This is a genomic window from Rhizobium sp. 05N49 (genome assembly GCF_056396805.1).
This window is the reverse complement of sequence record NZ_JBFTME010000017.1, coordinates 44,908-65,174: the sequence shown is the minus strand read 5'-3', so window position 1 is coordinate 65,174 and position 20,267 is coordinate 44,908. Positions and strand designations below refer to the sequence as shown.

21 protein-coding genes and 1 pseudogene are annotated in these 20,267 nt (G+C 62.3%); 14 read left to right on the top strand and 8 right to left on the bottom strand.

The window, feature by feature from the left end:
- The first annotated feature begins 94 nt into the window (after positions 1–94).
- The gene (locus AC1DF8_RS27315) at positions 95–553 is read left to right on the top strand and encodes a pyridoxamine 5'-phosphate oxidase family protein (RefSeq protein ID WP_197729457.1); all 459 of its coding nucleotides are present in this window, start codon (positions 95–97) and stop codon (positions 551–553) included.
- A gap of 46 nt (positions 554–599) precedes the next feature.
- Entirely contained in the window at positions 600–968 is a 369-nt protein-coding gene (locus AC1DF8_RS27310; protein WP_029872999.1) for a hypothetical protein, read from the top strand.
- Between the two features lie 10 nt (positions 969–978).
- On the opposite strand, the gene AC1DF8_RS27305 is transcribed toward AC1DF8_RS27310, so the two are convergent.
- Both AC1DF8_RS27305 and AC1DF8_RS27300 read right to left on the bottom strand, forming a co-directional pair.
- Complete coding sequence (locus AC1DF8_RS27305) at positions 979–1,389, bottom strand: universal stress protein (RefSeq protein ID WP_033180260.1); 411 nt, start codon at positions 1,387–1,389, stop codon at positions 979–981.
- 1 nt (position 1,390) lies between these two features.
- Positions 1,391–1,690 (bottom strand): hypothetical protein, encoded by a 300-nt coding sequence (locus AC1DF8_RS27300; RefSeq protein WP_033180261.1) that lies wholly within the window; start codon positions 1,688–1,690, stop codon positions 1,391–1,393.
- 164 nt (positions 1,691–1,854) lie between these two features.
- Here AC1DF8_RS27300 and AC1DF8_RS27295 point away from each other — a divergent pair, with 164 nt between their 5' ends.
- The 3 genes from AC1DF8_RS27295 (at position 1,855) to AC1DF8_RS27285 (ending at position 5,074) form a co-directional block, all read left to right on the top strand.
- Complete coding sequence (locus AC1DF8_RS27295; RefSeq protein ID WP_197729467.1) at positions 1,855–2,838, top strand: zinc-dependent alcohol dehydrogenase family protein; 984 nt, start codon at positions 1,855–1,857, stop codon at positions 2,836–2,838.
- A gap of 108 nt (positions 2,839–2,946) precedes the next feature.
- Positions 2,947–4,302: a trypsin-like peptidase domain-containing protein gene (locus tag AC1DF8_RS27290; RefSeq protein WP_478155749.1), complete on the top strand. Its 1,356-nt coding sequence runs from the start codon at positions 2,947–2,949 to the stop codon at positions 4,300–4,302.
- A gap of 124 nt (positions 4,303–4,426) precedes the next feature.
- Positions 4,427–5,074 carry a BON domain-containing protein gene (locus AC1DF8_RS27285; RefSeq protein WP_478155748.1) on the top strand — a complete coding sequence of 216 codons (648 nt, stop codon included), beginning with the start codon at positions 4,427–4,429 and terminating at the stop codon, positions 5,072–5,074.
- A gap of 339 nt (positions 5,075–5,413) precedes the next feature.
- On the opposite strand, the gene AC1DF8_RS27280 is transcribed toward AC1DF8_RS27285, so the two are convergent.
- Together AC1DF8_RS27280 and AC1DF8_RS27275 are read right to left on the bottom strand one after the other, a co-directional pair.
- Entirely contained in the window at positions 5,414–7,333 is a 1,920-nt protein-coding gene (locus AC1DF8_RS27280; RefSeq protein WP_478155747.1) for a hybrid sensor histidine kinase/response regulator, read from the bottom strand.
- Positions 7,311–8,045: a helix-turn-helix domain-containing protein gene (locus tag AC1DF8_RS27275; protein ID WP_027689848.1), complete on the bottom strand. Its 735-nt coding sequence runs from the start codon at positions 8,043–8,045 to the stop codon at positions 7,311–7,313. The genes AC1DF8_RS27280 and AC1DF8_RS27275 overlap by 23 nt, the downstream gene beginning before the upstream one ends.
- A gap of 122 nt (positions 8,046–8,167) precedes the next feature.
- On the opposite strand from AC1DF8_RS27275, the gene AC1DF8_RS27270 reads away from it, so the two are divergent.
- Entirely contained in the window at positions 8,168–8,911 is a 744-nt protein-coding gene (locus tag AC1DF8_RS27270) for a response regulator (protein ID WP_478155746.1), read from the top strand.
- Here the strand turns inward: AC1DF8_RS27270 and AC1DF8_RS27265 are convergent.
- On the bottom strand, positions 8,874–9,284 hold the full coding sequence (locus tag AC1DF8_RS27265; protein WP_478155745.1) for a hypothetical protein: 411 nt from the start codon (positions 9,282–9,284) through the stop codon (positions 8,874–8,876). The genes AC1DF8_RS27270 and AC1DF8_RS27265 overlap by 38 nt on opposite strands.
- 239 nt (positions 9,285–9,523) lie before the next feature.
- Between AC1DF8_RS27265 and AC1DF8_RS27260 the strand changes: the two genes are divergently transcribed.
- A complete protein-coding gene (locus tag AC1DF8_RS27260) occupies positions 9,524–10,033 on the top strand; it encodes an Hsp20/alpha crystallin family protein (protein WP_165419625.1) in 510 nt (169 codons plus the stop codon).
- A 78-nt stretch (positions 10,034–10,111) separates the two neighbouring features.
- Here the strand turns inward: AC1DF8_RS27260 and AC1DF8_RS27255 are convergent, their stop codons facing one another.
- On the bottom strand, positions 10,112–10,759 hold the full coding sequence (locus tag AC1DF8_RS27255; protein ID WP_130686288.1) for a BON domain-containing protein: 648 nt from the start codon (positions 10,757–10,759) through the stop codon (positions 10,112–10,114).
- Positions 10,760–10,972: 213 nt separating this feature from the next.
- Here AC1DF8_RS27255 and AC1DF8_RS27250 point away from each other — a divergent pair, with 213 nt between their 5' ends.
- The 4 genes and pseudogenes from AC1DF8_RS27250 to AC1DF8_RS27235 all read left to right on the top strand — a co-directional run.
- Complete coding sequence (locus tag AC1DF8_RS27250; protein WP_478155744.1) at positions 10,973–12,607, top strand: MBL fold metallo-hydrolase; 1,635 nt, start codon at positions 10,973–10,975, stop codon at positions 12,605–12,607.
- The gene (locus tag AC1DF8_RS27245) at positions 12,588–12,941 is read left to right on the top strand and encodes a hypothetical protein (RefSeq protein WP_130686290.1); all 354 of its coding nucleotides are present in this window, start codon (positions 12,588–12,590) and stop codon (positions 12,939–12,941) included. Before AC1DF8_RS27250 ends, AC1DF8_RS27245 begins: the two co-directional genes overlap by 20 nt.
- Entirely contained in the window at positions 12,934–14,106 is a 1,173-nt protein-coding gene (locus AC1DF8_RS27240; protein ID WP_130686291.1) for an acetate/propionate family kinase, read from the top strand. The genes AC1DF8_RS27245 and AC1DF8_RS27240 overlap by 8 nt, the downstream gene beginning before the upstream one ends.
- Before the next feature lie 69 nt (positions 14,107–14,175).
- Positions 14,176–14,278: pseudogene (locus tag AC1DF8_RS27235) on the top strand (phosphoketolase family protein); the annotation flags it as partial.
- Between the two features lie 46 nt (positions 14,279–14,324).
- Here the strand turns inward: AC1DF8_RS27235 and AC1DF8_RS27230 are convergent.
- A complete protein-coding gene (locus AC1DF8_RS27230) occupies positions 14,325–15,377 on the bottom strand; it encodes a type III polyketide synthase (protein ID WP_130686292.1) in 1,053 nt (350 codons plus the stop codon).
- Between the two features lie 243 nt (positions 15,378–15,620).
- Here AC1DF8_RS27230 and AC1DF8_RS27225 point away from each other — a divergent pair, with 243 nt between their 5' ends.
- From AC1DF8_RS27225 to AC1DF8_RS27215, 3 genes are all read left to right on the top strand, one after another.
- Positions 15,621–16,286, top strand: a complete 666-nt coding sequence (locus AC1DF8_RS27225) for a CBS domain-containing protein (RefSeq protein WP_180692023.1) — start codon at positions 15,621–15,623, stop codon at positions 16,284–16,286.
- Between the two features lie 39 nt (positions 16,287–16,325).
- Positions 16,326–16,478 carry a hypothetical protein gene (locus AC1DF8_RS27220; protein WP_018073256.1) on the top strand — a complete coding sequence of 51 codons (153 nt, stop codon included), beginning with the start codon at positions 16,326–16,328 and terminating at the stop codon, positions 16,476–16,478.
- A 79-nt stretch (positions 16,479–16,557) separates the two neighbouring features.
- A complete protein-coding gene (locus tag AC1DF8_RS27215; protein ID WP_478155743.1) occupies positions 16,558–17,487 on the top strand; it encodes an ABC transporter ATP-binding protein in 930 nt (309 codons plus the stop codon).
- Positions 17,488–17,529: 42 nt separating this feature from the next.
- Here the strand turns inward: AC1DF8_RS27215 and mgtA are convergent, their stop codons facing one another.
- Positions 17,530–20,175, bottom strand: a complete 2,646-nt coding sequence (mgtA, locus tag AC1DF8_RS27210) for a magnesium-translocating P-type ATPase (RefSeq protein WP_478155742.1) — start codon at positions 20,173–20,175, stop codon at positions 17,530–17,532.
- Positions 20,176–20,267: the final 92 nt, after the last annotated feature.

Here is a 20,267-nt window from a genome sequence, read left to right as displayed (position 1 = left end):
ATGCCGCGGAGAGAGGTCGCATTGCGCTTTGTCAAGGCCGCGGCCCAACGAAGCTCCTATGATCGTGCCTTGGTTAAAGCTGGAGAACACGGCCATGACGATCAAGCTGACGGAGATCAACCCCGGTGAGTGTTACCGGATCCTTGAGAACGAGCGCTTCGGTCATCTCGCATGCTGCAAGGATGGCCAGCCCTACGTGGCGGCAATCTACTTCGCCTTCTCCAGCGGCGTCGCCTATAGCTTCACCATGCCCGGCAAGAAGCTCGAGTGGATGCGGGGAAACGACAGGGTCTGCCTTCACGTCGAGCAGCGTCCTGCCGCCGGCGGTTGGAAAAGCGTCGTCGTCGACGGTCGGTTCGAGGAGTTTCCGGACAGCGACGCGCGACGAAGCGAAAGGTTCCATGCGTGGTCGCTTCTCCAAAAGTATTCGGACTGGTGGGAGATCGGCTCCATGAAGCCCCACGAGGTCCCAATGCTCGATGGTTCTCCTCATGTCTTCTACGGCATTGCTGTCACGGCCGTGTCGGGACGGAGCGCAGTCAGAACGGAGTGAACGCCGAAGCTCGAGCCGAGACCACATCCCACAAAAGGAGCACCACATGCCATATCCCCCCAGCCTGCATCGCAGCGCCACGCTGAACGCCAACCTCGCGCCCATTGTTCGCACGGGGTTCCTGTTTCAAGACGAGATCTGCGCCGCGTCGGTGAGGGTCACCACGGATTTGACGGCGTCCGCCGCGCGACGGGGGCTCCGATACTTCGATTTCCTGGCTCGACTTGTCTGTAGTATTGACAACAGTGATGCTGTCGAGGTCCTTTCGGACTACGTTGAGAGCGAGCTAGAGGAGTATCCCAGGGAGGTGGCGCGGCTGTGCGAGGCCGGGTCACGAACGTTGTCGCACGCCGCCGAACTGTATCGAGCCGCCGCCGGTCAGGTCAGGGAGGCTGAAGCGAAGACGGTTGTTTGAAGCGCGCGGCTCACCGGGTCGTTCGCAAGACGAGTACGGAGCATGGTGCGCGCTGCACGACATGGTCCACGACTGAGCCGAAGACCCGGTCGAGCACGTCGTCCCGGTGAGAGGCGATCAAGACGAGATCGGCGGCGATCTCCTTCGCGATGGCGACGATGAGCTGCGACGGGTTGCCCGCCCGGACGTGTATTGAAGCAGGAGTGCCGGTCGACCGCAGGGCTTCCGAAAGTCTGGTCTCGGCAGCGGCCATCACCTCGACCGCCCAATCGTCCGGCGATGCCGACGAGGGCAGGCCCTCCACCGCGTGAATGAGGTGGAGGCTTCCGTTGGGCGCGAGCTGCGCGCGGGCCGTTTCGACGAGCTGGAGCATGCGTTGCCGGGATCCTCGGCCGATGGCGCAGACGACTGTGGCGAACATGTCAGTATATGTCCTTTCCAGACAGGCTGACGAACTCGGTGGTCAGTCCATCGTCATGCGCTTCCTTGAGAAGCCGATCGGCGCTCATGATGTCGAGACACATGGTGCCAGTGAAGGATTGCCGGAGCGCGCAGCAGAAATGGTCTCTCGCCCACGCCTGGCCTCGCGGCGTGGCCGCCGTCACCTCCCAGCGATCCTCGTCCCGACGTTCGAGAACAAGGTCTGCGGACGTTCGCTCGACTGGAGGAATGGTCGTGGCTATGTCGGTTGCTGCCTTGCGGGTCTTTTCTTGTTCGCGCATGTCCGTCTCCTTTGGATGAGGTCGTGGCGCTGTGTCCAGAAGCCTATCTGCTCCAAGGCGTTCCGTCTTTGACGAGCATCAATCCGGATGTTTGACCGGGATCAAGCCAAGGTCGGGAAGGTGGTGATACAATTAGAGCGTGGCACATGCCGGTGGAGGGAAGCGTGAGGGCGATGGTACTCGAACAGGTGGGGCGGCCGCTCCGTCTCGTGGAGCGGCCGGACCCGCCAGCGTCGCCCGGCCAGGTCGTCGTCAAGGTGGAGGCCTGCGGCGTCTGCCGGACGGACCTTCACGTCTGCGACGGAGACCTCTCCCAGCCAAAGCTTCCCCTCGTTCCGGGTCATGAGATTGTGGGAACCGTGATCGCAACGGGCGAGGGCGTTCCTCGTCGTCTTATCGGTCGAAAAGTCGGGGTACCCTGGCTGGGCCACACCTGCGGCCACTGCGCATATTGCCGAGAGGGTCGCGAGAATCTTTGCGACGCCCCCGGCTTCACCGGCTACACGATCGACGGCGGCTTCGCGACGCACGCGGTCGTCGAGGCGGGCTACGCGTTCGAACTGCCTGACGATACGGACCCGGTGGCGACCGCGCCTCTTCTCTGCGCTGGCCTCATCGGGTGGCGATCCTTGAAGATGGCGGGCGAGGGGAGGACGATCGGCATCTACGGGTTCGGCGCGGCCGCCCACATCCTCGTGCAGGTGTGCAAGCATCGGGGCCAGAGCGTCTATGCGTTCGTGCGTCCTGGAGACGAGGCTGGGCGGAAGTTCGCGCTTGATCTTGGCGCCGTCTGGGCCGGGTTCTCCGGTGAGAGGCCGCCGGTGCCGCTCGACGCCGCCATCATCTTCGCGCCGGCCGGCGAGCTCGTGCCGATGGCGCTCGACGTAGTGCGGAAGGGCGGAACGGTGGTCTGCGGCGGCATCCACATGTCAGACATCCCGAGCATGCCCTACCGTCTGCTCTGGGGCGAGCGGCGGGTAGTCTCGGTGGCGAACCTGACGCGGAGCGACGGGTCGGAATTCTTCTCGATCGCGAAGGCGGCAGCGGTCAGATGCGTCACCAGCGTCTACGCTCTTGAGCATGCGAACGAGGCTCTCGACGATCTGCGCGCAGGCCGCGTCACTGGAGCCGCCGTGATCGTTCCATAGCCGCCGTCCTCGTTGACGAGGATCAATGCGGATCGTTCGGGCAAAACGGAAGCTTCTTCGTCAGGACGTTCGTCGACAACCGGCGGCGCTTCCGCGAGGAGATCAGAGATGTCGCGTTCGTTGGTAGCCCTGGGGGCGCTCTTCATCGCAGGTGAGAGCCTGTTGTCGGCTCCAGCCGTTGCAGACAGCCTGTCGCTCGCGCCGATGCTCCAGCGTGTCGTGCCGAGCGTCGTCAGCATCTCGGTGCAGGGCAGGGAACTCGACGACGCGGATGCGACACTCGCCGATCCCTTCTACAGAAAATTCTTCGGACTACCTGACGACGCCGCGCCGGCAGAGCACGGCTTCCAATCGGCCGGCTCGGGTGTCGTCATCGACGAGGTCCACGGCTACATCGTCACCAACCAGCATGTCATCGCAAGCGCCTCAAAAATCGAGGTGGCGCTCTCCGATGGCCGACGCTTCAAAGCGAAACTCGTCGGCGCTGATCCCGAGACGGATGTCGCCGTCGTTCAAATTCCACCCGATCATCTTGTTCAGGCCGATTTTGGAAGCGCGTCCTCACTCCATGTCGGCGACGTCGTGGTCGCGATCGGGAATCCCTTCGGGCTGGGCCAGACCGCCACGATGGGCATCGTCAGCGCGCTGGGACGCCGCGCCGTAGGATCGGAGGGGTACGAAGGATTCATTCAGACGGACGCGTCGACCAATCCCGGCAACTCGGGCGGCGCGCTTGTAAGCGAGGACGGCGTCGTCGTCGGGATCAACAGCGCGATCATCGGCCCCGCCGGAGGAAGCATCGGCATTGGTTTTGCAGTGCCCGCCGAGACGGTCGGCATCGTGATGAGGCAGCTCATCCTGACCGGCAAGCTTGTACGTGGCGAGGTCGGACTGGTCACGCAGGACCTGACGCCGGGTCTCGCAAAGGCGTTCGGCGTCGATGAAGGGCCGGGGGCGCTCGTCAGCGAAGTCCTTCCCGGTTCGCCGGCGGCCAATGTAGGAATTCAGCCGGGCGACGTCGTCCGAATGGTCGACGGAAGGACGGTGCGCGGCGCGTCCGACGTACGCAGGCTTGTGGGATCGCTACCATTGCAATCCAAGCCGTCCTTCCAGATCGATCGCGCCAGCCGAAGGATAGAGGCCTTTCCTGAGGTATCCGCCGCACCGGTCGCCGAACCGGCCGCTCCTCGTACCATCCATATCTCCCGTGGCCCTCTCGCCGACGTCGAGATGGCGAACTCCCCCGACGGCCTCGGCGCGCGCGTCGTCGTCGTCGCCGAGGGTTCGGTCGCGGCACAGGCCGGCCTGCAGCCAGACGACGTTATCGTCGCTCTCGACCAGCAGCCGGTGACGGACGTCGGGCAACTCCTCGCAATACTCGTGAAGGAGCATACCCGCGCTCTCGTCACCGTCCTGAGGAACGGCCACAGCCTCTTTGTCGCCGCCGACGTGCAGACCCAGTAACAGCCCCGCAGACCGTGTTCTTTTCGCTGAAATCCCAAGGTCGCTCTCGTGCTTGATGAAGATCAACGCCCAAACTCTCCGGCACTGGCAAGATCGTCTCGTCGCAAACCTGAAGGAGGTTGTCATGAACGACATTCATCTCAGACAGAGCATTCTCGACGAAATGGAATTCGAGCCCAGCATCGACGCGGCTGGCATCGGAGTCGCGGTCCACAACGGGATCGTAACCCTGACCGGTCACGTGCGTACCTACGCGGAGAAAGAGGCCGCAGAGCGGGTGGTTCGTCGCTTCAAGGGCGTACGCGGAATAGCTGCCGACATCGAGGTCCAGATTTTCGGACCGAAGGAAACGGACGACGACGACATCGCCCGTCGGGCTGTCAAGATGCTCGACTGGAACGTCTCCGTGCCAAAGGATTCCGTGCAGGTGCGGGTTCTCAAGGGGTGGATCACCCTACGGGGCCAGGTCGAGTGGCAATATCAAAAGAACGCGGCCTACGACGCGGTGCGCGATCTCGCCGGCGTTGTAGGGGTATCCAATCTCGTGGAGCTGAAGCCGCGCATTACAGCCATGGACGTCAAGAAACTCATCGAAGATGCGTTCCAGCGCGACGCCGCTCTGGAGGCCGGTGCAATCAGAATCGACGTCCAAGGCAGAAAGGTCACCCTATCCGGCAATGTGAAGACCTGGTCCGAGCGGCAGGCAGCGGAGCGCGCTGCATGGTCCGCTCCGGGGATCGGCACTCTCGACGACCGGCTGACGGTTGGGTGATCGAATTATTGGGAGCGGCTGGACGTTAGCCGCTCCGCCCGCTCAGCGGCAAGGGCGCCGTTGCGAGCGCCCTCGCATACGCTACCAATCCCGTGATTGAAGATCAGACCGTCTCTTCGGCTTTACCCGACTGCCGCGTCACTCTCGTCTTCGAAACGAAATTCTGCACTTGCCGATGCTGAGCCTCCGTCCCGAGCGTCAGGAAAAGCTTGTTGTCCAGAAAGGCCGATCGGGGATGTTAGCTGGATCTGTCGCCAGGACGGATACCGTCGTCGATGTTACGTATACCAACAGCGACAGCGCCAATGAGACCCGTTTCGCCGACTTGGAATCCCACCTTCAACCAGAATCGCTATCATGCCTCGCGTCGAGCAGCAGCCTGAGACGGGTCGACATCTCCGACGCCGTGTATGGCTTCTTTAGCCAGCCGGCGCCGGCTTCGATCTCCTTCTCCGCAGCATGGGGTTCTGAAAAGCCGGACGTGAGAAGGATTTTCACCCTCGGCCAGCGCTCGCGAACCTTGCGGGCCAGTTCGTCGCCGTTCATGCCGGGCATGGCGACGTCTGAAAACAGCAGTGCAACGTCGTGCCCCGCCTCCAGCTCCTTCAATGCGTCGATCCCGTTCGTTGCTTCGATCACAGAGTAGCCAAGCGTCTGCAGGCGGCTGACCGTCACTCTGCGAACTCTCGCGTCGTCCTCGACCACCAAGATGGTTTCCGTGCCCCGAGACGGGGCGTCCTCGGCCCGCTGCTCGTCCGGATGGGAATTCTTCCCGGCGTCGGCGCGTGGAAGGAAGAGGCGCACCGTCGTCCCCTCGCCAGGTTCGCTGTAGAGCTGCAAGTGTCCTGCGGATTGCTTGGCGAAACCGTAGACCATGCTGAGTCCAAGACCCGTTCCCGAGCCCGTCGGTTTCGTGGTGAAGAACGGCTCGAAAGCCCTCTCCCTCACCTCGGACGTCATCCCGGTGCCGGTGTCGGTGACCGAAATGAGGACGTATCTGCCGGGCCGGATCGCCGGGAACATCCCGGCGTAGTCGGAGTCGATCTCGACGCCGGATATCTCGATCGTCAGCCGGCCGCCGGCGGGCATCGCGTCCCTGGCGTTGATCGAAAGGTTGAGAAGCGCGCTCTGGAGCTGCGCCTTGTCTGCCGTCGCGCTCAGCCGCCGTCCAGGAATGATCGTCCGGAGTTCGACGGAGTCGCCGAGCGTTCGCTGGACGAGGTCTGAAAACTCTCCAAGCAGGGCGCCGACGTCCAGCTCTTTTGGTGCGAGAGCCTGCCGCCTTCCGAATGCCAGAAGCTGGGAGGTCAGTCTCGCGCCGTCGTCGGCCGCTGATTGCGCCTCCCGCAACAGGGACAACTGCCCCGGTTCGGCAAGACGGGCCTCCAGCATTTCGAGATTTCCGCTGATGACGGCGAGCAGATTGTTGAAATCGTGCGCGAGCCCTCCGGTCAACTGTCCGACCGCCTCCATTTTTTGTGACTGCCGCAGCTCGGCTTCAATGCGGTGGCGGCTCGTCAGATCCCTGACGAAGCCCGTGAAGGTCCGCTTGCCGCCGGCGACCGCCTCGCCGACCGAGAGCTCCATCGGAAAGGTGGTCCCGTTCTTCCTGAGGCCGACGACCACGCGCCCGTAGCCGATGATCCGGCGGCGTCCGGTCCGAATGTATGAATCCAGATATCCGTCGTGCGCCTCCCTGTCCGGAGACGGCATCAGCATCGAGACGTTCTGCCCGATGGCCTCGTGCGGTGAGTACCCGAACAGCTTTTCCGCCGCGGTGCTGAACGAGGCGATGCAACCCTTGTCGTCTATCACGATCATCGCGTCGGGGACCGTAGCTAGGATGGACTGGAGGTGTGCCTGCCGCTCCCGCAGCTCGTCCTCGACCTGCTGCTTGAGGGTCACGTCGTTGTTGGACTGGACGATGAGCGTGTGCGGATCCCCAAGTTCGAGAACGGTCCACCGCGTCACGATCGTGAGTCTGGCACCGTCCTTTCGCCGGTGCCCCACCTGTCCGGTCCAGGACCCGTTGTTACGCACTTCGGTCCGAAGCTCCTCCACGTCCGCCGGGAATCGCGTGTCCAGAAGATCGTGAACCACCTTTCCCACGGCCTCCGACGCGGACCACCCGTAGAGCTGCTCGCAGCCCGAGGTCCAGCGCTGGATGACGCCATCGAAGCCGTGGACGATCAGATTGGAGCCGTCGAACATGCGCACGATCCGGTCCAGGTCTGTCTCACTGATAGCGTGTTCCAGCATAGCGTGCTCCTGCGTCTACGTCCTCGAACACGTCGTCCGGGTCTTCGTCGGCGGTGCGGGCCAGTGCCAACCGGCTCGCAACCTTGAACTGATGCTTGTCCGCAGGCAATAGTATGCCTTTGGCGACCAGCTTGGTAAGCGTCCTCGACACGGTCTCGATCGTCAGGCCGAGATGGTCGGCGATATCGGCGCGGACCATCGGCAGACTGATCGTCCGGCCGTCCCGTCCCTCGCTCCGTTCCAGCCGATGCAGCAGGAAGGTGCAGACGCGTTGCTCGGCGTTCTTGTGCGACAGCAGGAGCATGTGGTCCTGCGCTGCGGAGATTTCGTCGCGAAGTTGCGACAGAAGCTGAAGCCGGAAATCAGGCACGAGTTGCAGTTCCTCTTCCAGCGTCCGCTTGTTCATTCGGGTGAAGGCCACCTCATCGATAGCCTCGCCTGCAAACATGTAGCGGTTGCGAAATGATAGTCCGACCAGGTCGCCTGCACCAAGAAAACCGATGATGAGGCGGCGGCCGTCGGGAAGGAACCGGCATATGCGGACGTTCCCGCGCACGATGCGAAACACGTGCCGGGCGGCGTCGCCCTCAAAGAAGATCGTGGTTCCCGACTGGGCAGTCTCGACGGTCTGGCGCATGAACAGCGGGGCGAAGTCGATCATTCCATGCGACAGTGGCCGTTCGAGTGAATGGATGTTTGATACCGCTTGCATGTCGTGGCTCCATCTGCCGTTGCGTGGCCTGGATTTGACCGAACGCTGATGACACCGGAATGCGAGAAGCGTAAGACTTGGTGCGATCGTGTAACAATCCGTAACAAGCGAAGAATGCTGGAATGACGAGCGGAACTGTCAGACGGACCCGCATACTTGTCGTGGACGACGATGTTCGGATCCAAAGAATGCTCGCGCAATATCTCGGCGAGGAGGGATTCGACGTCGACGTGGCAGGCAGCAGCTCACAGATGCGCGCCAGAATGGCGGGGGCGAAATTCGACGCCGTTCTGCTTGACGTCGTCATGCCGGGAGACTGCGACGGGCTCCAGCTCGCAAGGGAAATCCGTTCAGGGTCGGACGTTCCCATCATCATACTGTCTGGCCGCGACGATGTCATGGACCGCGTCGTCGGTCTGGAGGTCGGCGCGGACGACTACATTGGCAAGCCATTCCATCTCCGGGAGGTGCTCGCCCGCGTGAGGACGGTTCTGCGGAGACGCACAGTTTCCAACGAAGCCGCACCCCCGGAAGCAGGCGTGCTCTTTTTCGCTGGATGGCGGCTTGACGTGGAACGGAGAGCGGTGACGAACCCGGCCGGGGACGAAGTGGCGATGTCTACGGGGGAGTTCGACATGCTGCATGTATTCGCCACCCATGCAGGGCGTGTCATGACGCGTGACATGCTGATGGACTTGACGCACAAGCGTGGCCGCGACGGCTTCGACCGCACCATCGACGCACTGATCGTCAGGCTGCGGCGCAAGATTGAGACGGATGCGGCAAATCCAAGCCTGATCAAGTCTGTTCGTGGCGTCGGATATCTCTTTACAGCAAGGCCGGAGACGGCTTCCGGTCGATCCTGAACATCAGGCCATGATCCCACCGACGAAATCGGTCTTCGCTTTCCATCTCTGAGAAATCACCTGGAAACTGCGCCCAGAACCGCATGTAGTCGCATCCCGCCGATCGCCTTCGAAGCGAGGTGAATAGGAGGTCCGTGATGGTCATGTCGTCAATGACGCTCGCCACCGCGAAGATCGGAACGTCCATCAATCGTCCGGCGATCGGATGCGCGCCGATCCGGTAGGCGGCCAGCCCACGCACATAGCCTGCCGGATCCTTTAACGAGACGAGCGTCCACAGATCGGCGTTCCCCACCACTTGCGCCCAATCGTCGGCAGAAAAGCACGGAGCCGCCACCTGAATCAGGCTGTAGGCGATCAGCGCATCGTCCACGTGGAGCAGGCGGACGCAATATCCCGATGTCATGGTGGCTTTCCTCCTCGATTGAGAGGAAATGTTCGCATGGTCCGGCAGTTGGGACCTTGTCCCAGGTCAATCGCCAGTTCGGGGAAACTCGAATGACAAAAGCCAGGGTGATTTGACGGTGATCAAAGACTGAGAAGGCGATGGACTGTTCTATGTGCGCGTCGCCGCCTGTGAACGACGGCATTCTTGAGAGAAGGAGAATGACAATGGCAGACTCTTCAACGAAACTTTCCGTTAAGACCGAAGCAAGGCCGGCGGCGCCTGCCGACCGCTGGTGGCCCCTCGACAGCCTCCGATCCGAGATCGACCGCGTGTTCAACGACTTCGGCAGTCCGTCGATTTTCGACCGGGCCCTCAGCAGGATGCCGGCCGCGTTCTCGCGCGGCATGCTCGCCGTCGATCTCGTTGAATCCGACAAAGCCTTCGAGCTGTCGGCCGAGCTTCCGGGCGTCGACGCCAAGGATCTTGACGTCACGCTCGCCGACGGTGTGCTCACCATCAAGGGCGAGAAGAACGAGGCCAAGGAGGAAAAGGAAAACGACTATTACCTTTCCGAACGGCGCTACGGATCGTTCCACCGGAGCCTGGAATTGCCGCGCGGCGTGGACAGCGAGAAGATCGAGGCGAAGTTCTCCAACGGCGTTCTCAAGGTAACGCTGCCTAAGACGCCCGAGCGGCAGAAGAACGACAAGAAGATCACGGTCAAGGCGGCTTGACGGTCAACCCTCCGTTGCGCCGAGGGGGTGGCGTACGGTGGGCGCGGAGAGAGGGAGGGGGCGACCCCTCCTTCTTTTTCAGTTGATGCGGATGTGGTTCTCGACGGTGGCGACGCCTGGAACAGACCAGGCCGTCCGTTCGGCGACGCCGCGTTCGTGCCAAGCGCGCACGCCGCCTTCGAGAACGACCTTGTCGTCCTGAACCTTCACCGAAATGCCCCCGGCGTCGACTTCGGCGCTCCTTTTCAGCGCGTCTTCAATCCGACGGCGGACGTCCGGCACCGTCGGGCACGGCCGTATCGTGAGCAGATTGAGGACGCCGACGACGCCACCGAGCTTCCTGACGGCATGCTCGGCGGCAGCTTTCTGGAACTGCCAGCGCACTTCGCCCGACAACGTCACCCAGCCGTCCTCGACCTTAACATGAACCGGCCCCTCCGGGAGCGCCGTGGTCCAGGCGATGATGTCGATCGCCCGCGATGCGATCTGGTCGTCCGCATGCTGCTTGTGACCTACGCACCGCACTTCGATGTCCGCGGCCACCGCCCGGACGCCCTTCACCCGCGCTGCCACGTCCTCTGCCGTCAGCTTTTCGGCATAGGTCGAGACATGACCGGAGAGGGTCGCAATGCCATCTTCCACCGAGACGCCGATATGGGCGGCGTCGATGCTGGGTTCGAACGCCAGCTCGTCGATTATGTCCTGTTGGATTCCTAAGTCCGTCATTTTTACCTCCTGTTGGATTCCGAAGCCCGTTGGCCTCGCGGGGTATGATGCGCCATCCGAAATTTCGCGCGTTGCGCTTGGTCAATTGGACCTGGCGACGGCCCGCATCTCACCGAACTTACCGTCAGGCTAGCCGCGAACTTGTCTTTGACCTTCGTCAACGTGCGGTCGTCCGGGGTGCCTTAAAGTGCCCGACAACACATAGGAGCTGTCATGGCCAATCCGATCCTTCACTTCCACGGCGCCGCGGGCTCGGTGACCGGATCGTGCTTCCTGCTGGAGACGGCCGGGGGGCGCATTCTCGTTGATTGCGGGATGTTTCAAGGGTCCAAATCGGAAAAGGAACTGAACTACAAGCCGCTCCCATTCAATCCCGAGAAAGTCGACGCAGTGCTGCTCACACATGCGCACATCGACCACTCGGGCCTGCTTCCGAAGCTCGCGAAAGCGGGATATGGCGGGCCAATCTTTGCAACGGCAGCAACGATCGACCTTTGCACGATCATGCTGCAGGATTCGGGTCACATCCAGGAGTCGGAGGTCCGACAGCTCAACCGAAGGAATCGCAGACGGGCGCGAGAGACGGTGGAGCCCATCTATACCGCCGACGACGCCCGCAGTATGCTGCCGCAGTTCATCGCGGTCGAGTACGGCGAGTGGCGGGAGACCGTTGGCGGCGTAAGGTTCCGTTACTGGAATGCTGGTCACCTGATGGGTTCCGCATCGATCGAAGTCGAGACGCCCGGCGCCGACGGGGCGACAAGAATTTTGTTCTCGGGGGACGTCGGCGCGAGCAATAAACTGTTCGAAAATCTCCCTCGGGCGCCTTCCGGGGTCGATTACCTCATCTGCGAAAGCACATACGGAGACCGCGAAAGGGAAGAGTACGCTCTGAAAGATCGACGGGACCGACTGCGCGAAGTGGTGGCGAGCTCGAACAGCCCCGGCGGGGTTCTTCTGATTCCCTCCTTCGCCGTCGAGAGAACGCAGGAGGTGCTGACCGATCTCGTCGCCCTCATGGACGAAGGACAGGTGCCGCGGTGCCCGATCATGATAGACTCGCCGCTCGCGTCGCGAGCGACCGAGGCATTCAAGAAGCATGCGGCCGACCTCGGTCACGGCAAGGCGTTCCTTCGCGCGCTCAACGCGCCGAACGTCCGCTTCACCGAGACGGCCGAGCAGTCGAAGGCGCTCGATCTCGTCCGGGGCTTTCACATCATCATCGCGGCAAGTGGAATGTGCGAGGCGGGGCGGATCCGCCACCGCCTGAAGAACTGGCTCTGGCGGCAGGAGTGTACCGTGCTGTTCGTCGGGTTTCAGGCGGCGGGGACGCTCGGCCGCATCCTGCAGGAGGGCGCGACCGACGTCCGCATCCAGGGCGAGGAGATCCACGTCTGCGCCAGGATGGCCACGCTCGACGCCTACAGCGGACATGCGGATGCGAGCGAACTGGATGCGTGGGTTGCTGGCCGGGAACCGATCCGGAACGCAGTCTTCCTTGTCCATGGAGAGGAGCGCGCTCGTGAAGCGATGTCCGCGCGTCTCTCGAAGCACGTTTCCGCAAAGGTCGTCTGCCCGTCGCTGGACGACGCCTACGAGCTTTCACCGGCGGGTGCACGCCTCATCGAAGACACGACGCCCGCACGTATCAAGCCGGTCGTGCCCGGCAAGGCCGACTGGAACAACGACTATCAGCGGTTCGTTCTGGACCTGTCCGATCGTCTGAAGTCCGTGGCCGACGAGAGGGGCCGCGCGGTCCTGCTGCGCAGGCTTCGACGCGCACTGGACCCGGAAGATGTTTCGGCGGTCGAAGGGAGGAGAGATTTCGATGCTAATCATGGATCGTGACTGCAAGCGCGGCGGAGAACGCTTCGCGATACCGACCCAGGGGGAGGTGCAAGGCAAGCTTATCGTCCTCGAGGTCGTCGCTATAACCTGCCTGCGGGAGGTTCTCGCTTCGAAGAATGCCTTTGCGGTCGCCGCGTTGAAGAAGAAGGTCTTGCGGGCCATGAAGGAGCAGTGCGCGCCGTTCGGTCTTTCGCCGGAAGACGAGACGGCCGCCCTGGAGTACGCATGCGAGTTCTTCGAAGAGGCAAGCAAGGAGGCAGCCGGGCAGGCTGCAACGAAGGTGGCTGCGAAGTCTGCTGGGACGGCACGCTCCAGGGCTTCGGGCCATGGATAGGGTTGCCGTCACTTTCAATGCCGGGTCCTCCAGCCTCAAGGTCGGCGTCTTCAGGCTGAAGGAGGGTCGGGCACTCCGGCTGGGAGGCGGTGTTGCCACGCTCGGAGACCAGTCAAGATTCACCTTCCGATTTTCTGACGGGGACGAGGCCGTCGATCTTCCCTCCAGCACAGCGATCGACGCGCGGCTGGTTTCGCAGGTCGTCGATTGCATCGTCCGCAGAGGATTCGACCCCGTGGTGGCCGGCCATCGCATCGTCCATGGGGGACAGGTCTTCGATGGCCCCGTTCTGCTGGAACCCAAGGTCGTCCTCAGAATGGAAGACCTGACGCATCTTGCGCCGGCGCACCTTCCTCCTGCGCTTGCCATCGTCCGCGCAGTCCGGAGCGCATATCCGGACATACTGCAGACAGCGTCCTTCGATACCGCGTTCCATTCGTCGCAGAGCAGTCTTGCCTCACGGCTCGCCATTCCAAGAGAGTTGCATGACGCCGGGATCCGCAGATACGGCTTCCACGGTCTTTCCTATAAGTACGTCGCCGGCGAACTCAGGAAACACGATCCAGACCTGGCCGCCGGCCGTGTCATCTGTGCGCATCTTGGAAGCGGCGCGAGCCTCTGCGGCATGGTCGACGGCGTGAGCATGGACGCCAGCATGGGCTTCTCCCCGCTGGACGGAATTCCGATGTCGACCCGGCCGGGGTCGCTCGATCCCGGCGCTGTCGTCCACCTTTTGCGCAACAATTGTCACGACGCAGATCGTCTCGAGGATTTCCTCTACCACCGTTGCGGGCTGCTCGGCGTCTCCGGGAAAAGCGGCGACGTCCGGGTCCTGCTGGAGGACTTCCATCCGGCGTCCAGGGAAGCCCTCGACCTCTTCTGCTTTAGGATCGCCGGCGAGATAGGAAGGCTTGCCGTCTCTCTAGGCGGGGTGGACGCCGTCGTCTTCACCGCCGGCGTCGGCGAGCATCAACCGGAAATACGCAGTGGCGTCGCCCACCATCTGGGCTGGCTGGGTCTCTCGTTGAGCGAGCCCGCGAACAAGATGAATGCGACCGTGATCAGCGCGAGGGAAAGCGAAATCGTCGCCCTTGTCATTCCGACCGACGAGGAACAGGTCATCGCCGACGAAGCGATCGAAGTCATCAGCCGGCACAGGCTTTAAGGATCGAATAGGTCTGAACATAGCAGCCTTCAGCTCACCGCTCGCGAGCTCGAACTCATCGACCGCTAACTTCTGCGCGAGCCGCTTCGGCCGGAACAAATCAAGCCCCCTTCTCGGACCTTGGGGAACGACGCCGGGCCTCAACTTCATCTACGCCCATCTCAACCGTGTCACCACCCGCACCACCGTGACCGCGGCGAGAACAATGATCGAGGGGATCATGCTGCAGCCCTCAACGAGAGGCAGCTAAGGGTGAAGCCCGGTCCCATCGCCGTCAGGACAGTTCTCCTGGGTAGTCCGTGCGCAAGAAGCTTCTCGAGTACGAACAGCGCGGTTGGCGACGACATGTTCCCATAATCCGAGAGAACCTCACGTTCCTTGTCGAGGGTTCCCTGGCTCAGTTTAAGTGCCGATTCCAAGGCGGTGATGACCTTGGATCCACCGGGGTGGCACGCAAACCGGTCAACGTCGGCAGGAGTGAGATCTGATCGGGCGAGTATGGATGTCACGCCCTTCAGCACGTGAGTTTCGGCGAACGGTGGTATCGCACGGTCGAAGATCACGCCTAGACCTTCCGGATCGACGCTCCACCCCATGATGTCCAGCGTGTCGGGCCACGTATGCTGGCCTGCAAATTCGATCTCGGCCAGACCGGCCTCGCTGGCACGGACTACGCAGGCGGCGGCCCCGTCGCCGAAGAGGGCGGTCGCCACGATGTTCGCCTTCGTAAGCTTGTCCATGCGAAATGCCAATGTGCAGGTCTCGACCGCGACCACCAGCACGACCGAGCCTGGCCGGGATGCCGCCAGCCGTGACGCGATCGACAGCCCGGAGACTCCGCCGGCACAGCCGAGGCCGAACACGGGCACCCGTTCGACGTCGTCCCGGAAACCCAGCTCTCTGCTTACCCTTGCTTCCAGACTAGGTGTCGCAATACCAGTCGAGGAGACGGTTACGATCGTGTCGACGTCGCCTGCGGATAGGCCAGCCGACGCAAGCGCTTTACTGGCGGCGGACACGAACATCGCACCCGCGCCCTCGATATGAGCGAGGTTTCTTTCGGGCCATCCCGACGTCTCGAGATACCACTCTATCGGCCGAACGCCGTAGCGTCGTTGAATCCCCGAGGTTTCGAACACCCTTGCGAGCTTTTCGAAATCGCCAAATCGCGATGAGAACGCGGTGTGCGACGCTCGCGCCGCGTCACGCTGGTCGATGACATGTGGCGGAACTGCGGTACCGACGGATACCAGCTTGACGGAATGCTGCATAAGACTCCTTGCGACGGCGCGGAAAGACTTTGGTGTGCCGCGCGAGGACGAGACCGAACCATAACGTCTTGATCCTGCAAAAGGTTGCAATGCCGGCGGGCCTGATGCCGCACTTCGTCGGAGGGCGCCGGAGAAGCCGACGGGCGAAGACGGCCTCCGCAGCTTCGTGTCCGGCTTGATCCACGTCAATGCGCTCGACGTGTGTTGGCTCCGTAATCGTCCGCTCAACAAGGAGACTGCGCGATGCTTGCTAAAGACATCATGACGACCCCCGTAACGACGATCGACGAGGGACATAACGTCAGGGAAGCCGTCGAGATCGTCAACGCCAGCAAGATTGGCGCGGTGCCCGTCGTCGATGGCGAAGGTCGGCTCACGGGCATCGTCACCGAGGGAGACCTGCTGCGCCGGGTGGCGTCGTCTTGGGCGAGACGGGCGGTCCCGCATACGCGCGACCGCGAGGATGCACTGGCGGACTATGTGAAGGCCCGAAGCTGGCGCGTCAAGGACGTGATGTCGACGCCGGTCGTCAGCGCCACCCCGACCGCCACAGCCAGCCAGCTCGCCGAACTGCTGCAGGCCCACGACATCAAGCACCTGCCCGTCGTCGAGAACGGCAGGCTCGCCGGAATGATCAGCCGTCGCGACTTGATGCGAGCGCTTCTCGATGTTCCTCGACAGTGCACCGCTTCCGGCGACGAGGCCCTCGGGACCGCCGTTCGTAGCCGCCTGGAAGCCGAGCTTGAGATAACCGCGCCCATAGTCAAAGCGACCGTCTCCGACGGGATCGTCACCCTAAGGGGGGAGGTCGAGACCGAGCTGGAACGCTCAGCGGCCAGGGTGGCGGCGGAAAGCGTCCGCGGCGTCGGCGGCGTGGTGAACAAGATCACCCTGGCTTCCGCATGGTGAGCCCCCTCAAACGATGAAATCGTCCCTGGAGTTTCCGTCATGTTTGTCAGGGTCATTGCAGACGCTGTCATGTCGAGGCTTCTCCTCGTCATCCTGATCCTCATGGTCGGGACGGTCGTGGGCGTCCTGCTGGTGAAACCATCCGACGACTCTCGAAGCGGGCGCGTCGAGCGCTCTCTCTCTGACCCGTGAGTGCGCGATGAACATTTGGAGCTCCAGGATTGGATTGCCCGGCCGCTTCTCGCAAAAGACCGGAAGCGCAACGGATTCGATGCCCTCCGAACTGTTCGGTTTCATCTGGCTGATGGGAAGGCGTCATCAGGCGTTGATCGCCGGGCTGTCCCTGGTTCTGTTTGCTATAGGAGCGGCGCCTCTCGAACTCCAGCGCCGGATCGTCAATGAGGCGACCCAGCAAGCGTCATACGGGGCGCTTCTTTTTCTCGTATCCCTCTATCTCGCGGTGGCAGTGTTGGAGGGCGCGATAAAATTCACCCTCAATCTCTACAGAAGCTGGGTGGGCGAGAAGGGCACGCTCTGGCTGCGGGCGCGTGTTCTGCATCAGGCCGAGACGCCGCCATCAGAATCCATGCTCGAGGGCGTCGAGCTGTCGATTGTTCTTGCGGAAGCCGAGCCGGTCGGCGGTTTCGTTGGAACCAGCATCTCCGAGCCGCTGCTGCAGGTCGGCATCCTTGTCACCGTCTGCAGCTACCTGATCTATCTCCAGCCGCTGATGATGCTGGCCGTCGCAGCGACCTTCGCCCCGCAGATTGCGTTCGTCCCGATGATGCAGGCCGCGATCAACCGCCGGGTCGAGGCGAAGGTCGCCATCATGCGCGACGTCAGCGAAGGCATGGTGCATGCGATCGAAGGTGGCCAGGGAGAGGATCCTCAAACTTCGCGCATCGGAGCGATCTTCTCCGCCAACATGGAGATCTACCGCTACAAGTACGCCATGAACTTTCTCATGAATCTCATGGCGCAATTGGGCTATGTCGGCATTTTCGTCCTGGGGGGATATTATGTTGTCACCGGCAAGACCGAGATAGGCACCGTTGTCGCCTTCGTCTCGGGACTGGCGAAGATCGTCGATCCTTGGGGGGCGATCGTGGACTGGTATCGTGACCTCAGGGTGACCCAGGTGAAGTTCCGGCTCATCAGGGACGCCGCGAAGTTCGATGGCGCTGGCAACCACGAAATATGAGTGCATTTTGAGATTCCGCGCTCCCGCGCTGAGCGATTGCGCCTATTTTGAATGGCGCCTTGTTCGAGTGCGAGGCCGACGGCGTGATGTTCGGGGCTGTGAATGATCCTCCGTTGACAGCGTCGCAAAGTAGAAGATCTTCACGGTCTCAAGAGCTGATACGTAGATCAAGGTCACAGCCAAAAGCACTGCGAGAATTTCGAGGGGGATCGGAACGAAACCAAAAAGCCCGCCGATAGGGGTGTAGGGGATGGTCACTCCCGCCGCACCGACGGCGATCGCCGTGCCGAATAGCAGCGGACTGGGCCGGCTCCTCCAGATCGGACCGGGCGTCCTGATGACGAGCATGGTCGCCAACTGCGTCATTAGCGATTCAACGAACCATGCAGAGCGGAACTCGTCCTGTCCGGCGGAAAACACTGCCAGAAGGACGACGAACGTCGCCAGATCGAAGATAGAACTTAACGGCCCGAACCAGAGCATAAACCTCTTGATGCGGGAGATGTCCCACCGCTGCGGACGCCGAAGGTCTGCCGGATCGACCTTGTCCGTGGCGATTGCCATCGCCGGCAGATCCGACAGCAGGTTGTTTAGCAGTATCTGCTTGGCGAGGAGCGGCAGGAATGGCAGCACGAGCGACGCCGCTGCCATGCTGATCATGTTGCCGAAGTTGGCGCTAGTCGCGATCGATATGTACTTCATCGTGTTGGTGAAGGTCCTGCGTCCGTCGTCCACGCCTTTCGAAAGGACCGCGAGATCCTGCCGCATCAGGACGACGTCGGCAGCCTCGCGGGCGACGTCGGCCGCGCCGTCCACCGAAATCCCGACGTCCGCCTCGTGAAGGGCGGGCGCATCGTTTATCCCGTCTCCGAGATATCCGACCACGTGTCCGGCCTTGCGGAGGGCCGCCACGATCCGTTCCTTCTGATTTGGGTCGATTTCGACGAACAGGTCGGTTTTCCCCGCACGGCTGAACAGTGCGTCGTTGCTCATGCGGCCGACCTCTTTCCCTGTGAGCATGCGGGAACCGTCGATTCCGATCGACGACGCGAGATGCTGGACGACATATCGGTTGTCTCCCGATATCACCTTGATCCGCACCCCTCGTTCCACGAGGCTTGCTACTACGGCTGAAATGTCAGCCTTCGGGGGATCCGAGAAGAGCAGAAAACCTTGCAGGCAAAGCCCGGATTCGTCTTCCCTCGAGATTTCGGGAGCTGCTTCGGATATGGGCCGGGCGGCGACCGCGAGCGCGCGCATGCCTGCTTCTCCCCATTGCCGGCAGGCATCGTCCAACCGTTTGCGGACATTGTCGTCCAAGGCCACTTCGCGGCCCGCGGTCATGACGGCGGCGCAGACGTCGATCACGTTGGTGGCCGCTCCTTTGCAGATCAACAGCGGCGGACCGCCCCTGACGCCAACGATTACGGATAGGCGCTTGCGCGAGAAATCGTAGGGGATCTCGGCAAGCTTGCGGGCCTCGGAAGAAATCTCCCCCGCTGCGATCGTGGCCGTCACGGCGTCGTCGAGAGGATTCTTCATTCCCGATTGAAACGCTGAATTGAGAAGTGCCAGCCGCCTCACTTCAGGCGAGACGACGCCCTGCGGGTCGACACAACTGTCGAGGCGGATGACGCCCTCGGTGAGCGTGCCCGTCTTGTCCGTGCAAAGCACGTCCATGCTGCCAAGGTTCTCCATTGCATCAAGGCGGCGGACGATCACGCCAGACTTCGACATCGTCCGCGCGCCGCGCGCGAGCGTCACGCTGATGATCGCAGGCAGCAGTTCCGGCGTCAGGCCGACGGCGAGCGCGAGCGAGAAAAGCAGAGAGTCCACGATAGGTCTGTGAAGCAGAAGATTCGCCACCAATACGACGACGACGATGCACAGCATGATCCGCGTCATCAGAAATCCGAAATGCCGAACACCTCGCGCGAATTCCGTTTCCGGAATCTGACGCGCGACGGCGCTGGCGATCCGTGCGAATTCCGTGCGGGGGCCGGTCGCGATCGCAAGGGCAGTCGCTGTGCCGCTCCGAACCGAGGTTCCCGTGAACACGCAGTTGGAACGATCTGCAAGACCGGCGTCTTTTGTTGAAACGCCGGGCGCCTTCGCTACAGGAAAAGTCTCTCCGGTGAGCGTCGCTTCGCTGACGTTGAGATCCTGCGCGACGATGACGACTGCGTCGACGGGCACGAGGCTCCCGGCCGAGAGCAGGATCAGGTCGCCCGGTACGATGCCGATTGCGGCCACGACCTTGTCGGCGCCGTCGCGGCGGACCTTTGAAGTGAGAGAAATTCGCTGTCGCAGCGCCTCGACCGCTCGTTGCGCGCCATGTTCCTGCAGAAAGCCCAGAAAGCAGCTAGCGAGAATGATGATGCCGATGATGATGGCGTCGTGGACTTCGCCGACGCCACCCGCGACGAGCGCTGCGAACACCAGCACGAGCACGAGCGGACTTTTGAACTGGCGCGCCAAGTCTGCCAGCATGCCTCCACGGCTTTCGTCGGAAAGAGAGTTCGGTCCGAACCGTCGCATGCGTTCTTCGGCTTCGGCGGTCGTCAGCCCGTCCTGCAGGGACGTGGCGAATGCAGCGCCGAGCTCCGAGGGCGACCTCGTCCAGTAGGCAGGGATCGCGACCTCTAAAGCGGACGAAGGGAGAGGAGAAGGAGGAACGGGGATATTCATGGCGAACTCCGTATGTGATTTCGCCGATTATCGTCTTCGCCACGAGGACGTCATTGATGGTTGTCAAGCTTCGTATTTCGCGTCGAAGGTGC